Source organism: Enterobacter cloacae complex sp. FDA-CDC-AR_0164, assembly GCF_003071645.1.
GTDB classification, from domain to species: domain Bacteria; phylum Pseudomonadota; class Gammaproteobacteria; order Enterobacterales; family Enterobacteriaceae; genus Enterobacter; species Enterobacter ludwigii.
Genome location: NZ_CP028950.1, coordinates 4,586,410 through 4,601,128, shown reverse-complemented (window position 1 = coordinate 4,601,128; position 14,719 = coordinate 4,586,410). Strand labels below are relative to the sequence as shown.

Sequence of the window (14,719 nt, the reverse complement as noted above, 5' to 3'; positions counted from 1 at the left end):
AGCATGGAAAATAAGAGTGGAGAGGCGAAAGTGCAGAAGGTCAAAAACTGGTCGCCGGTGTGGATTTTCCCCATCGTGACCGCGCTGATCGGTGCATGGATCCTGTTTTATCATTACAGCCATCAGGGACCGGAAGTGACGCTCATCACCACCAATGCCGAGGGGATTGAGGGCGGTAAAACGACCATCAAAAGCCGTAGCGTCGATGTGGGCGTGGTTGAAAGCGCAACCCTGACCGACGATTTAACCCATGTGGAAATCAAGGCACGCCTGAACGCGGGCATGGAAAAACTGCTGCACGGTGATTCTGCTTTCTGGGTGGTCAAGCCGCAGGTAGGACGTGAAGGGATCAGCGGCTTAGGTACGCTGCTCTCCGGTGCCTACATTGAACTGCAGCCGGGTAAAAAAGGAAGCCAGCCGGCGCAATACCAGCTGCTTGACTCGCCACCGCTTGCGCCGCCAGATGCGAAAGGCATCCGCGTGATCCTGGACAGTAAAAAAGCGGGCCAGTTAACGGCGGGCGATCCCGTGCTGTTCCGCGGTTATCGCGTGGGATCGGTTGAAACAAGTACCTTTGATCCGCAAAAGCGCACCATCAGCTATCAGCTGTTCATCAACGCGCCAAACGATCGGCTGGTCACCAGCAACGTCCGTTTCTGGAAGGACAGCGGGATCGCGGTTGATCTGACGTCAGCGGGAATGCGCGTGGAGATGGGCTCCCTGACCACGCTGTTTGGTGGCGGTGTAAGCTTTGATGTGCCGGAAGGGCAAGATTTGGGACAGCCGGTTGCAGAGAAAACGGCGTTCAGGCTCTTTGACGATCAACGCAGCATTCAGGACGCACTCTATACCGATCACATCGACTTCCTGATGTTCTTTAAAGATTCCGTCCGTGGCCTTCAGCCGGGCGCGCCTGTCGAATTCCGCGGCATTCGCCTGGGTACGGTGGGGCAAGTTCCGTTCTTTGTACCGGGTCTGCAGCAGGTACTGGATGACGATTACCGCATTCCGGTGCTGATTCGCATTGAGCCGGAACGTCTGCTCAACCAGATTGGCGAGAATCAGGATATTGGTACGCATATTACCGAACTGATGAACCGGGGTCTGCGTGGGTCGCTGAAGACGGGCAACCTGGTGACCGGTGCGCTGTATGTGGATATGGACTTCTATCCAAAAGCCCCGCCGATTACCGGTATCCGGGAGTTCGGTGGTTATAAGATCATCCCGACGGTGAGCAGCGGCCTGGCACAGATCCAGCAGCGTCTGATGGAGACACTGGATAAGATTAACAATCTGCCACTGAATCCGATGATTGAAGCCGCGACCAGTTCGCTCAGCGAAAGTCAGGCAACGATGCGTCGCCTGCAAACCACGCTGGATAACATCAACAAGATCACCGCAAGCCAGAGTATGCAGCAGTTGCCGCAGGATATGCAGAAAACGCTGCGTGAGCTTAACCGCAGTATGCAGGGCTTCCAGCCTGGCTCGGCGGCGTACAACAAGATGGTGGCAGATATGCAACGTCTTGATCAGGTCTTGCGTGAACTGCAGCCGGTTCTGAAAACGCTCAATGAGAAGAGCAACGCGCTGGTGTTCGAAGCGAAAGATAAAAAGGATCCTGAGCCTAAGAGGGCAAAAGAATGAATAAATGGCTATTAATGGTTGGCGCTCTGCTGTTAACGGCGTGCAGTTCAGGCGTGGAGAACAAGAGCTACTATCAGTTGCCTCTTGCAGCGCAAAACGGGGTACAAAGTACCGCCAGTCAGGGAAACCGTCTGCTGTGGGTTGAGCAGGTTGCCGTGCCGGATTATCTGGCAGGCAACGGCGTGGTCTACCAGACCAGCGACGTAAAATACGTGATTGCGACAAACAACCTGTGGGCCAGCCCGCTGGATCAGCAGCTGCGCAACACGCTGGTGGCCAATCTGGGCAGCCAGCTTCCGGGTTGGGTTGTCGCGTCGCAGCCGCTGGGTAACGACCAGGATACGCTGAACGTCACGGTTACGGGTTTCCATGGCCGTTATGACGGTGCGGTGGTGATTAGCGGAGAGTGGTTGCTGAACCATCAGGGCCAGATGATTAAGCGTCCTTTCCATCTTGAGCTGAAACAGCAGAAAGATGGCTATGATGAAATGGTGAAAGTGCTGGCTCAGGGCTGGGCGCAAGAGTCGGCCAGCATCGCCAGGGAGATTTCCCGGCTGCCATAAGTAAAATTCATCGGTAAAAACCGCAGTCGGCCTGTTGCTGATTGCGGTTTTTTTTTCAGTTTCACTTCAGACCGTTACTTGTGCCGGGTCACAATTTTTGTACAAATGATCTTCCAGGTAGCTCACAAATATGACACCCGTATGAATTTTGAACATTGACGCTGCGACTAATTCGGGGTATTCGTTATCTGTGCCTGCGCAAGTTTGTGCAGACACTGTTTTCTTTCCACCAGACAAAAGAATGAGGGAAACGAGGCATGAAGAGACAGAAACGAGATCGCCTGGAACGGGCTCATCAACGTGGTTATCAGGCCGGCATCGCTGGACGATCTAAAGAAATGTGTCCTTATCAGACGATAAATCAAAGGTCACAATGGCTTGGAGGCTGGCGAGAAGCCATCGGCGACAGGGCACTCATAGCCTGATAACGTCTCTTTCAAAAAAAGAAACCTCCGCACTGCGGAGGTTTCGCCTTTATGGGGTCGCTCAACGCGAAATCAGAACGCGGAAGTGTCCTGGAACAGACCCACTTTCAGGTCGTTTGCAGTATAAATCTGACGACCGTCTACCAGCACTTCGCCATCTGCCAGGCCCATAATCAGGCGGCGGTTAACGATGCGTTTGAAGTGAATACGATAGGTCACTTTCTTCGCAGTAGGCAGAACCTGTCCGGTGAATTTCACTTCGCCCACACCCAGCGCACGGCCTTTACCTTCACCACCCAGCCAGCCCAGATAGAAGCCAACCAGCTGCCACATTGCATCCAGACCCAGACACCCAGGCATTACCGGATCGCCAATAAAGTGGCAACCGAAGAACCACAGGTCCGGGTTGATATCGAGTTCTGCTTCTACGTAACCCTTATCGAAGTTGCCGCCGGTTTCGGTCATTTTCACGACACGGTCCATCATCAGCATGTTCGGGGCCGGTAACTGTGGGCCGTTAGCGCCAAACAGTTCACCGCGACCAGAGGCAAGAAGGTCTTCTTTTGTATAGGATTCGCGTTTATCTACCATGTTCTCAGTAAGCCTTATTTTAGTGAAGGACGCAGGATAGCTAACACGTGTACGCTGAACAAGTCCGATCAGTTTGAACTAAACCAGCCTAACCAGCGTAACGGCCAGGGATAACGATGACGAGCATCCTGCTGCGTCGCCTGAGTAATGCGCTCCTGGATAGTCTGCATCAGGGTTGTTTGCCCTTCGCCGTCCCATACCAGGTTTGTCAGTAAGGGTAGTGCATCATCAATGCCTTCGATGGCCCAGATGGTGAATTGTTCCTGTTCCACGGCATCCAGAATGTCCTGGCTGAGGCTCAAATGGCGCGCGTTAGGGGCAGGAATAATCACCCCCTGTTTGCCGTTTAACCCACGCTGCTGACAAATCGAGAAGAAGCCTTCAATCTTTTCGTTCAGACCACCCACTGGCTGCGCACGACCAAACTGATCGACCGAGCCGGTGATCGCGATGTTCTGATTAACTGGCACTTCTGCCAGGGCGCTGATTAAGGCGCACAGCTCAGCCATAGAGGCGCTATCACCATCGACTTCACTGTATGATTGCTCAAACGTCAGCGAGGCGGAGAAGGGGATTTGCTGCTCAAGCTGCAGCTCTGACATCAGGAACGCCTGCATGATCATCATGCCTTTAGCGTGAATGTTGCCGCCCAACTCGGCTTTGCGTTCAATATCAGTGAACTCACCGTCACCGACATGCACAACGCAGCTGATGCGGGAAGGCTCCCCGAAAGCGCGCGGGTGGCCGGGGAATTCAATCACCGACAGGGCATTGATCTGCCCGATACGTTCGCCTTCGGTCTCAACCAGAATTTGTTCCAGCAGAATTTCATCCTGCATACGGTCAGCAAGATAGCCTTCACGCCACTCACGCTGCGCCAGCATCTGGGTCAGCTGCTCACCGGTGAATGCGCCGTTACCGCTGACGACACCCACTTCACGTAACTGCTTGCCGATCCAGAGCGGGCAGAGCGGCAGCGTCTCCTGGTCACCGGTGTAGCGAACCGCTTCGCGGATCAAACCAGGCCAGGCGTCGGCGGCCGGCGTTGGCAGTGCGAAACGTTCCGCAACGCTCAACACCCACTGGCACCACTGTGCCATATCATCGGCATCGGTAATCTGGATGTTATCTTCGTATTCGCTGTAGACCGCCTGCTCAGCCAGTTCGGGCTCCATCTCCTGGAAGTCAGCCAGCGATTCACGATCACCCGTCAGCACCACGGTCAGCGACAGCGGCATTGAAGGAACTGAGACGGGCAGGGGACGAGACTCGTCGTAGCCAACCCAGTCAAAACGCTGCTGACTAACCACCGTTTTCAGGCGCATCCACAGCAGAGGTTGTGAGAGGAGGGTGCGCAACGAGATGATCAGTACGCCGCCATTCGCGCGGTGCACCAGCCCAGGTTGCAGCGAGAGCTCACCGTTAAACTGGCGCAGACAACCAAAGAGTTGTTCAGCCTCGACCCAGTTAGCGGTAATCACTTCACCCCTGGCAGCAAAGCGGTCGTCGGGCTGCTCTGCCGGTTCGAATGTGACATCATGTCCCGCGATACGATATTGGCCGCCAAAGACGGCGTTCGCTTGCGGTCGCAACTGGCGCATGGCATCACCCAGAAGCGTCAGATATTCCGCTTCTTCCGGGGCCTTGAGCATCATGAAGGGTGATGTTGCCCAGGGGCTTAACACCTGCTCCAGCGCATAATGCAAACGGGGTTGCGTATCACTAAGGATGAATTCGTGTTCTTTTGCGAGATCGGGTCGTGCAAACAGTTCCTGATAGCTCTCGGTATCCGGAACGAGGTCACGCCATGCAAGTTTCGTAATGGTCAAAGTTGATGTTTTTTAGTTAGATGTAAAAGCGTGGAGTATACCGTAAGCGGGGGGCTCTACCCAAGCAGGATTGGGCATTTCGGCAGGGTGATTGGCTGCATTCACTCACAGGATATGATTTCTTTTCAGCAGATTGCCAAAAAACTGATATTCTGAACAGAGTTACGTGGTAACACTGAGATCGCAATGAAATATCAACAACTGGAAAATCTCGAAAGCGGCTGGAAATGGAAGTACCTGGTCAAAAAGCACCGTGAAGGGGAGCTGATCACCTGCTACATCGAAGCCAGCGCAGCGCAAGAAGCCGTGGATATTTTGCTGACCCTCGAAAATGAACCGGTACAGGTTAACGGCTGGATTGAGAAACACATTAATCCTGCGTTGTTAAACCGGATGAAGCAAACTATTCGTGCGCGTCGCAAGCGGCATTTTAATGCGGAGCATCAGCACACTCGCAAAAAATCCATCGACCTGGAGTTTATGGTCTGGCAACGTCTGGCAGGGCTTGCGCAACGGCGTGGGAAAACGCTGTCAGAAACGATAGTGCAGTTGATTGAAGATGCCGAGCATAAAGAGAAGTACGCCAACCAGATGTCGACGCTGAAGAATGATCTTCAGGCTCTATTGGGTAAGAAATAGATTTTTGTTTTCTTCAGATTCAGATAATAAAAAACCCCGCAATGCGGGGTTTTTTTATAAGACGATAACTTATGCCGCTGGCTGAGTTACAACGTCTTTGATGCCTTTAACTTCGATCTCTACGCGACGATCTGGAGCCAGGCAGTCGATCAGTGCAGCGCGAGCTTTAACGTTGTCACAGGTGTTGCCAGTAACTGGGTTAGCTTCGCCCATACCACGTGGGGAGATCTTGTTAGCTGGGATACCTTTAGAGATCAGGTAATCAACAACAGACTGAGCACGTTTCTCAGACAGTTTCTGGTTGTAAGCGTCAGAACCGATACGGTCGGTGAAGCCCAGAACCACTACAGAACCGTCTTTAGGATCCAGGTTGCTCAGCTGGGTGTACAGCTGATCCAGTGCCTGCTGACCTTCTGGTTTCAGGGTAGCTTTGTTGAAGTTGAACAGAACGTCAGACTTCAGAGTGAAGTGCTTGGTCTGTACTTCTGGAGCTGGAGCCGGCGCTGGAGCAACGATTGGCGCTGCATCTTCCTGCTGGCCGAAACGGTAGGACACACCTACGCTCAGCATGCCGTTGTCAGGACGAACACCAACGGTGTTGCCGTCGCCGATGTTGTTAACCCACTGGTATTCCAGACGGGTAGCGATATCACGGGTCATAGCCCACTCAACGCCACCAGCGAATACTGGGGAAACACCGGTGTCATGGTCGTCGCCAGCGATGCTGTTGCTGGAGTCAGCGCGCCATACCATGCCGCCCAGACGAGTGTACACGTCCAGATCGTCAGTTACTGGGTAACCCAGTTTAGCGGTCAGCTGTACGCCCTGAGCTTTAAAAGCGCCGTTTACGTTGTCGCCTTTGTATGGCATACGACCTAACCAGTCGTAACCCATTTCAAAACCAACATACGGGTTAACCTGATAGCCACCGAACGCACCTGCACCAAGCTGGCTCTCGTGAGTAGGGCCATCGTTGTTCAGGCTGCTGTTGTACCAGCCGGTGTCATGGAACTGAGACCAGCCCAGTTTACCACCTGCATACCAGGTATTATCTTTCGGAGCGGCCTGCGCTACGGTAGCGAAGCCAGCCAGTGCCACTGCAATCGCGATAGCTGTCTTTTTCATTTTTTGCGCCTCGTTATCATCCAAAATTCGCCATGAAGGTCTCAATAGAGATTCACGGTTAAATCCTTCACCGGGGGGCGTGGTCAAATATAAATCTACCGATATCTTCGGCTTAGGCCGAGCACCCCTGGCGATGTAAAGTCTACAACGTAGCTGAAAACTTACAAGTGTGAAGTCCGTCAGGCATATGAAAAAAAAAGTTCCGTATACCGATTATTTAACATTTTTCGAACGAGTTTTGTGCAATAAAATTAAGGAGAACCGCACCAGACAAGCCTTGCCGCAGTTTTGGCGCCTGGAACTAAAATCGCATCTTGTGGTCAAAAAAAATTCCAGGAATAATCTTAATTTTCCTCAATGATACAAATTTGAGTGAATTTTTAGGCCAGAAAGTTGTCCTCTGCGATAAGAATCTGGTCGAACCGGACGCATGATCAACCCGATCGCACTACCTTCTTCAGCCGCTTCCGTCAGCCGAAAATGATCCTCATCGGTCAATTCGTCTGATAACCATCCAATCACCACGCTGTAATTCCCCGTACGTAACGCCCGGATCATCGATTCCACAGTATCGCAGGGAGAGAGTTGGTTAATTTGCATGACCTTTGTCAGCGGCAGGCCTGCGGACTGCACCCATTCACGGCTCAGTTTTTGTTGAGGCGTCAGCCAAAGCTGCCAGCGCGACTGCTGACCAAGCTGTTGTAATAACGGCAACAGCAGAAGTTGAGTGAGCAGGGGCTGGTCTTCACGATAAACCACTTCACTGATAAGCCCTGTCGAAACACGCCCGGTGGAATTCTGCGTGACATTGCCAGCGGAAGAAGAGAGAGAGGTTGAGCGATTTGCATAGCCTGAAGTGTACATATTCATTCCAGCCCTGTAGTTACTGTATGGATATACAGTAACCCCTGTATGCATAAAGATCAACCTCATTTTCGGAAAGCGACTCGCAAAATTCATTCATTATTGATGCGCCTGGAAAAATCATCTTGCTCAACGACGATAAGTTGCCTATTTTCCTGCTAACGGATCCGCTAGTAAGAAATTTCGTTGTTACTTTATGATTTTGAAGGGAAATATCATGAAAAAGATATCTTATGAACGGATTTATAAATCCCAGGAATACCTTTCACCCTTAGGTGAAATCCACCATCGTGCGCTGTTCGGTGGGTATACCCTGGCCGTAGATGATGCCGTCTTCGCTATGGTCTCCGACGGGGAGCTGTATCTCCGGGCCTGTGAGGAAAGTGCAAAATACTGTGTAAAAAATGCCTCATCATTCTTAACCCTGATGAAACGGGGTCGCCCGGTGCTGCTCAATTATTATCGTGTCGATGACGGACTGTGGCAGGACAGAGAACGGCTGCTTCAGCTCTCCTCGTTCGCGCTCAATGCGGCACGAAAAGAGCGTTCGCAGCGTGATCGGCGAAACCGCCTCAAGGACTTGCCCAATCTCACCTTTCAGCTTGAAGTGCTGCTCTTTGAAGCCGGAATCACTGATGAAGAGACGCTGCGGGAGCTGGGGGCCCGTGCGAGCTGGCTAAAGATGCGGGCGAAAAATAAAGCGCTCAGCATTAAAGTGCTCTTCGCACTGGAAGGGGCCATCGCCGGACTTCATGAAGCGGCACTCCCGGCGGGAATTCGCCGGGAGTTAACGGAGTGGTTTAATGCGCTGCCTGAGCCACAGGAGAATCACTCCTCCAGGTAGCGATCTGCAGTTGCAGTCGGCAAATTTCTGGCAGCAGAGCGATAAGGAGGCCAATCTGCTGAAGAACCAGCGGTGCTTTGCTGTCGCTTCCAGGGTCAATATGCGTTATACGCTGAGCCAGTTCATCCAGCGCGTGTTGAACGCGAGGCTCATCGGCTGGTCGGTGATGAAGCGCGTCATCGACATAGCATACGGCATCATCCAGCAGGGCGAGGATGGCCGGGTGAGTCAATTTCTCACGGTGGGCACCCAGCGTCGAAATATAGCTGGTGAAGGTATGGTTCAGACAGAGCAGGCGGAAAGCCGTTTCCCGAATTTCTGCCGTGGCGCGAGGCTCCGTGGACATGTTAGAGACCACCGAAGCCAGTTCAGCATCACAGTTATGCGCATCGCGGCGTGCGATACGATAAGCCAGACGGTTATCGCGACCCTGATGATACTGCTCAAGGATGGCATCAAGGTATCGACAGTTCGCGTTCATCGCCCTGTCTACCACACGCGGTAAATTACGGAATCGCCAGTCCGGCCAGATAAAACTGACCGCCGCCCAGGCGATAGCGCAGCCAATCAGCGTATCTATCACGCGGGGCAGGGCCACTTCAAATCCTTCACCCAGCAGGTTAAAGCAGAGTAGAACCAGCAGCGTGATGAACATTGTGGCATGCGCATACTGCACATTACGGAAGGCGAAGAACAACACACCGGTGATCACGATCAGGATCAGCTGGCCTTCGACAGAGGGCACGAAATAGAGCACCGGCAGCCCAATAGCGACGCCCACCAGCGTACCAATAATACGTAGCGCAAGGCGGTGGCGGGTGGCGTTATAGTTTGGCTGGCAAACAAACAGGCTGGTCAGCAGGATCCAGTAACCGTGATGTAACCCGGTTATCTGAATGATGGCATAACCCACGCACAGCACCAGTGACATCCTCACCGCATGGCGAAACAGTGCCGATTCCGGCGTAAAGTTGCGGCTCAGTCGCAGCCACATATCGCTGAAGCTATGCACGCTGTCATCAGCAAGCTGATTCTCCACATCTTTATCGGGGAGCGCCATCGCCTGCTCGGATTCAATGGTAGCCAGCTGAGCATCTATCGCCCGCAGGTTATTCAGCAAAAATCCCAGTGCTTTAATATGTTCCGGCGATGTTCCACTGGCCTGAACGCGATCGAGCGCCGCATCAAGATGGCTAAATACGCGTTCGAAGCGCGGGTCATGTTGATAGGGCGTACGCAGCAAAATGGAGCGTGCCAGCTGCTGGCATGCCTGAGACTGCATCGACAGCAGGCGCTGGAAGCGGAACATCACGTCGCTGTAGCGGAACTTCTCGCGCAGGGCAGCATACTGAACGTGCGAGGAGCTGGCACGCTCATGTATATCCTGCGCCGCGAAATAGTAGTGCAAGGTTCTTCGCGTTCCGCGCTGACCGCGATCGCCCCGCAGACGGGTAAGCAGTGAGGCTTTCGTCTGGTTAAGCGTGGCGACCAGTTGACCGTTGGCCAGAGCCAAATCGTAAAGCGGAGACTGGCTCTCCTCCTCGATATCCGGATCGAAGAGCCGGGATTTTAGCTCAAGATAGTGGGCCAGTTGCTCAAAGCTGCGGGCAAGGTTGTCCTGAAGAGGGCGAACCGGAAAAATAAGATGCCCGGTTAACGTCAGCAGGTTATACCAGATGGCCCCCAGCAACAGCAGTATGGGTTGCTGGTACCATTGATCGTAAAGGGAAACACCCAGCATGGTGTAAATGGCGATCAGCAGGGCACCAAAGGCGATAGTGGCATAGCGCTGCCCAAGGCCGCCAAGCAAAATAAACCCGCTGGTAGAGAGCGTAAGGCCAATGGCAAACAGCCAGGGCCAGGGGAAGAGCAGCTCCACGGAGGCTGACGCGATAAAAAAACAGACCAGCGTAATCACAAGATTACGCAGGCGCCCGGCAAGGCGATCGTCCAGATCCGCCAGCGCCCCCGCAACCACTCCCAGCGTGAGCGGGATGGTGAGTTTTACGTCATTCAGCCACCACGGCAGGGCAACCGTGCCGCAAAGTGCGATAAATATTCTGACGTTATAAAGCCAGATGCTGTTCCAGGTATAACGGCGAAGCAGTGGGCTTAGCATAAGCACGGCCAGTCCTTATTTACTGAAAACGACGACGCGCGTTTGCTTCACGTGCCGCCTGTGCCACTTCTACCGGAACGACCCTGCGCCCGACTGGCCAAAGCGCGATGGCGGCAATCTTAAAGTTCGCGATCCCCACCGGAATACCAATAATGGATATGCACTGGGCAATACCGGCAAAGATATGCATCACACACAGCCACCAGCCGAAGAAAACCAGCCACAGAATATTGAGGACCGTGCCTCCCGTGTTCAGCAGTGCGTTTTTGCTCTCCGGGTTCAGTTCGTCAACGTGGACGGCTTCATTCCCGTACGGGATTAAAGAGAGTTTGGTGATTTCCCAGCAGGAGCGGGTCAGGGGGAGCGTAAAAATAAGGACGATGCTCACCAGCGTGGCAAAAAGCCAGGCAAGAGTGGTGGCAAAACCGCCTAACACAAAATTCAAAACATTCAGAACAGTACGCATAAACCCTCAGTTCCTTTCGATATGATTAACGCCCAGTGATTGTAACGTTTTTTTAGGCTGGAGCACCTTAAAACTGGCAGTTAAACTGTCAGGTAAATTATCTCTTCGTGGATTCGGCTGGACATGGAACTGAAAGCAACATCATTAGGCAAACGCCTGGCGCAACACCCCTACGACAGGGTTGTCCTCCTTAATGCCGGAGTGAAAGTCTCCGGAGAACGCCACGAATACCTTATTCCGTTTAATCAACTGCTGGCTATCCACTGTAAACGCGGGTTGGTCTGGGGCGAACTGGAGTTTGTCCTGCCTGACGATAAAGTCGTGCGCCTTCACGGTACCGAGTGGGCTGAGACCCAGCGCTTCCATCATCACCTGAATATGCTCTGGCAGCAGTGGAGCCAGGATATGAGCGTGATTGCCGCTCAGGTACTGCAGCAGGTACTGAACGATATTGCACAAAGTAACGAGCAACAAACGTGGCTCACCCGCCAGCAGACGGCCGGGTTGCAGCAAAAGATCAGGCAGGCGCTGGCGGCACTGCCGTTATCCGTGACGCGTCTTGACGAGTTCGACAATTGCCGTGACGCCTGGCGTCAGTGTCAGGCCTGGCTTGGCGATACAGACAAGAGCCGGCTGGCGCACAACCAGGCGTGGACAGATGCCATGCTGACGCGTTATGCCGACTTTTTCAGCACGGTTGAATCTTCACCGCTTAACCCTGCACAGGCGCGCGCCGTGGTTAACGGCGAGCACTCCCTGCTGGTGCTGGCGGGTGCCGGAAGCGGCAAAACGTCGGTGCTGGTGGCCCGTGCGGGTTGGCTACTGACAACGGGTGAGGCTGTTGCCGACCAGATACTGTTGCTGGCGTTTGGCCGTAAGGCAGCCGAGGAGATGGACGAACGCATACAGGAACGCCTGCATACCCGGGATATTACCGCCAGAACCTTCCATGCCCTGGCGCTGCATATCATTCAGCAGGGCAGTAAAAAAGTGCCTGCCATCAGCAAGCTGGAAAACGACACGCAGGCGCGTCAGGCGTTGTTCATTAAAACGTGGCGTCAGCAGTGCAGTGAGAAAAAGGCGCAGGCTAAAGGGTGGCGTCAGTGGCTGGAAGAAGAACTCAACTGGGACGTACCGGCAGGCAATTTCTGGCAGGATGAAAAACTGGCTCGTCGCCTGGGCTCTCGCCTCGACCGCTGGGTTAGCCTGATGCGGATGCACGGCGGATCGCAGGCCGAGATGATTGAAAGCGCGCCGGAGACGATCCGCGCCCTGTTTTCGAAGCGGGTTAAGCTGATGGCTCCGATACTGAAAGCCTGGAAAACCGCGCTGAAAGAGGAAAATGCCGTCGATTTCTCCGGTTTGATCCATCAGGCCATTATCATTCTTGAGAAAGGCCGTTTTGTCAGCCCGTGGAAGCATATCCTGGTGGATGAATTCCAGGATATCTCGCCGCAACGTGCCGCGCTGCTCTCGGCGTTAAGGGCGCAAAATAAACATACCTCGCTGTTTGCGGTGGGCGATGACTGGCAGGCTATCTATCGCTTCAGCGGGGCACAGCTCTCCCTGACGACTGCATTCCATCACTATTTTGGCGAAGGCGATCGCAGCGATCTGGATACCACCTACCGCTTCAATTCCCGGATTGGTGAAGTTGCCAACCGCTTTATCCAGCAGAACCCGCATCAGCTGGTAAAACCGCTAAATAGCCTCCGGGCCGGGGACAAAAAAGCCGTTACCCTGCTGGCGGACGATCAGCTGGAGCCGCTGCTGGACAAACTGAGCGGCTATGCGAAGCCGGATGAACGTATTCTGGTGCTGGCACGCTATCACCATCTTAAGCCTGCGGCGCTGGAAAAAGCCGCGACCCGCTGGCCGAAGCTGCAGCTCGATTTTATGACCATCCACGCCAGCAAAGGACAGCAGGCCGACTATGTGATAGTGATGGGGCTTAAAGAGGGGAGCGATGGTTTCCCGGCTCCGGCACGAGAGTCGGTAATGGAACAGGCATTACTGCCGGTCCCGGAAGATTTTCCGGACGCCGAAGAGCGGCGTTTGCTGTACGTGGCGATGACCCGCGCGCGTCATCGCGTGTGGCTGCTGTTCAACAAAGAGGAGCCGTCGGTGTTTGTCGATATTCTGAAGAGTATTGATGTCCCAGTGGCGAGGAAGCCTTAACGGGATAGCGGAGCGGTAATATTGCAGGCCCGGTAAGCGTGTCGCCACCGGGCAAAAAACTACTTCAGTCTTTCGGAAAGATAGCGCTGATAATCCGGGATCAGGATCTCAACCGGTGAGTTGAAGTGCGGGGATTCAATGATGAAATCTGCCGTCGACAGGTTCGTCGCCACCGGAATATTCCATACCGTTGCCAGACGCAGCAGGGCTTTGACATCCGGGTCGTGCGGAACCGCATTCAGCGGATCCCAGAAGAAAATCAGTACATCAATTTTCCCTTCAGAGATCTGAGCGCCGACCTGCTGGTCGCCGCCCATCGGGCCACTCAGCATGGCATTGACCTCCAGACCCGTTTCGCGGTGGATCAGGTTACCGGTTGTCCCGGTCGCTGAGAGAGCATGCTTTTCCAGCAATGGCTGATGGCGGCGAACCCAGTTAAGCAGCATTTGTTTACAGTGATCGTGCGCAACCAGAGCAATGTGTTTGCGTTCCGGTAGCGTGCGTGTTGTCAGTTCCATAATCTTATCCATCAGGTTAACTGACTACACGATGACGGGAACCGCCTGACGCTGCAAGAGAAAGGCGAAAAAAATGTGGCTTATGATGAAGGTTGTTGCTTCACCCACTGTAAAAAACGGGCCCGGGTCTCAGGATCGGCCTGCTGGAACCAGAATTTAAGACGCTGTTCCGTTAACGTCTGGGACTGTGGCGGAATAACATCCAGCTCTGAGACACCGGACAGCAGCGTACTGTCGTCTGCCATCCTGGTGGCAAACTGTGGAAGGGAAGCGCGTTTGCCTGCCTTGTTATAGATTTCGGTCGCGGCCTCGTAATCGGTGCCTTTCGGGGACGAGGTTAACGCCAGAATATCGAGTTTTACCGGAATCGGCATTGAATCCCCGTCCAGCAGTTCAAGGCGCGGAGAGGCGTCAAAGGCCGCCGACTCTTTTTCGGTTTCAAGACGCGGGAGGGTAATGTTCACCTGACTGACCCGCTGGGTATTAAAGCTGACAATCAGCGGCGCAGAGATATACATGCGTTGTTCATGATTAGCGAGGCCGATGGTTTTTTCTACCCGCAATACCAACTGGTGTGGCCCATTATCAAGTTCGATGCTGTCCGCACCGCGCAACAAGGAACTGGACACTTTTTTTCCGTCCAGCACCAGCAGATCAATATCCGTTGTAAGCCGTAGCGTGGTCGCAAAGACGCAAACTGGCATCACTAACGCAATCACAGCAGTGGCAATGCCGGTTTTCATAGAGGGCTCCTGTTGAAATGACTCGGCCGCGGTAATGTATCCAAATATTTCGATAATCACGTTTACTAACATATAGACATATTCTGCCGTTTTGCCCTCATGCATCTGCATGGGATGCATGGTTGAGATGTGCGCTTTGACGTACACTCATAAAAAAGCCTGGAGGAAAAC

The 14,719-nt window shown here is 53.5% G+C and carries 14 protein-coding genes; 6 read left to right on the top strand and 8 right to left on the bottom strand.

From position 1 onward, the window contains the following. The first annotated feature begins 3 nt into the window (after positions 1–3). The 3 genes from pqiB (at position 4) to rmf (ending at position 2,632) form a co-directional block, all read left to right on the top strand. Complete coding sequence (pqiB, locus tag AM410_RS22740; RefSeq protein ID WP_020884796.1) at positions 4–1,644, top strand: intermembrane transport protein PqiB; 1,641 nt, start codon at positions 4–6, stop codon at positions 1,642–1,644. Further along, positions 1,641–2,207, top strand: a complete 567-nt coding sequence (gene pqiC / locus AM410_RS22735) for a membrane integrity-associated transporter subunit PqiC (RefSeq protein ID WP_025204538.1) — start codon at positions 1,641–1,643, stop codon at positions 2,205–2,207. Before pqiB ends, pqiC begins: the two co-directional genes overlap by 4 nt. A 257-nt stretch (positions 2,208–2,464) precedes the next feature. Beyond that, positions 2,465–2,632, top strand: a complete 168-nt coding sequence (gene rmf / locus AM410_RS22730) for a ribosome modulation factor (protein WP_013097261.1) — start codon at positions 2,465–2,467, stop codon at positions 2,630–2,632. A 72-nt stretch (positions 2,633–2,704) separates the two neighbouring features. Here rmf and fabA read toward each other — a convergent pair whose 3' ends face one another. Together fabA and AM410_RS22720 are read right to left on the bottom strand one after the other, a co-directional pair. Beyond that, a complete protein-coding gene (gene fabA, locus AM410_RS22725; protein ID WP_014169427.1) occupies positions 2,705–3,223 on the bottom strand; it encodes a bifunctional 3-hydroxydecanoyl-ACP dehydratase/trans-2-decenoyl-ACP isomerase in 519 nt (172 codons plus the stop codon). Between the two features lie 68 nt (positions 3,224–3,291). Continuing rightward, a complete protein-coding gene (locus AM410_RS22720; RefSeq protein WP_108648512.1) occupies positions 3,292–5,052 on the bottom strand; it encodes an AAA family ATPase in 1,761 nt (586 codons plus the stop codon). Between the two features lie 186 nt (positions 5,053–5,238). Between AM410_RS22720 and matP the strand changes: the two genes are divergently transcribed. After that, positions 5,239–5,691 carry a macrodomain Ter protein MatP gene (gene matP / locus AM410_RS22715; protein ID WP_014169429.1) on the top strand — a complete coding sequence of 151 codons (453 nt, stop codon included), beginning with the start codon at positions 5,239–5,241 and terminating at the stop codon, positions 5,689–5,691. A gap of 69 nt (positions 5,692–5,760) precedes the next feature. Here matP and ompA read toward each other — a convergent pair whose 3' ends face one another. Together ompA and sulA are read right to left on the bottom strand one after the other, a co-directional pair. Beyond that, positions 5,761–6,816 carry a porin OmpA gene (gene ompA / locus AM410_RS22710; protein WP_020884794.1) on the bottom strand — a complete coding sequence of 352 codons (1,056 nt, stop codon included), beginning with the start codon at positions 6,814–6,816 and terminating at the stop codon, positions 5,761–5,763. Between the two features lie 354 nt (positions 6,817–7,170). After that, on the bottom strand, positions 7,171–7,680 hold the full coding sequence (sulA, locus tag AM410_RS22705) for an SOS-induced cell division inhibitor SulA (protein WP_025204536.1): 510 nt from the start codon (positions 7,678–7,680) through the stop codon (positions 7,171–7,173). Between the two features lie 217 nt (positions 7,681–7,897). Here sulA and AM410_RS22700 point away from each other — a divergent pair, with 217 nt between their 5' ends. Beyond that, positions 7,898–8,524, top strand: coding sequence for a TfoX/Sxy family DNA transformation protein (locus AM410_RS22700; protein WP_020884792.1), 627 nt, complete (start codon positions 7,898–7,900; stop codon positions 8,522–8,524). Here AM410_RS22700 and yccS read toward each other — a convergent pair. Both yccS and AM410_RS22690 read right to left on the bottom strand, forming a co-directional pair. Further along, on the bottom strand, positions 8,481–10,643 hold the full coding sequence (gene yccS, locus AM410_RS22695) for a YccS family putative transporter (RefSeq protein WP_020884791.1): 2,163 nt from the start codon (positions 10,641–10,643) through the stop codon (positions 8,481–8,483). The two genes, AM410_RS22700 and yccS, sit on opposite strands and share 44 nt — an antisense overlap. A gap of 19 nt (positions 10,644–10,662) precedes the next feature. After that, positions 10,663–11,109, bottom strand: coding sequence for a YccF domain-containing protein (locus tag AM410_RS22690; protein ID WP_047742503.1), 447 nt, complete (start codon positions 11,107–11,109; stop codon positions 10,663–10,665). 123 nt (positions 11,110–11,232) lie between these two features. Between AM410_RS22690 and helD the strand changes: the two genes are divergently transcribed. Beyond that, the gene (gene helD / locus AM410_RS22685; protein ID WP_108648510.1) at positions 11,233–13,287 is read left to right on the top strand and encodes a DNA helicase IV; all 2,055 of its coding nucleotides are present in this window, start codon (positions 11,233–11,235) and stop codon (positions 13,285–13,287) included. 59 nt (positions 13,288–13,346) lie between these two features. Here the strand turns inward: helD and mgsA are convergent, their stop codons facing one another. Continuing rightward, on the bottom strand, positions 13,347–13,805 hold the full coding sequence (mgsA, locus tag AM410_RS22680; RefSeq protein ID WP_020884788.1) for a methylglyoxal synthase: 459 nt from the start codon (positions 13,803–13,805) through the stop codon (positions 13,347–13,349). 80 nt (positions 13,806–13,885) lie between these two features. Next, on the bottom strand, positions 13,886–14,548 hold the full coding sequence (gene csgI / locus AM410_RS22675) for a curli synthesis inhibitor (RefSeq protein ID WP_032679662.1): 663 nt from the start codon (positions 14,546–14,548) through the stop codon (positions 13,886–13,888). Positions 14,549–14,719: the final 171 nt, after the last annotated feature.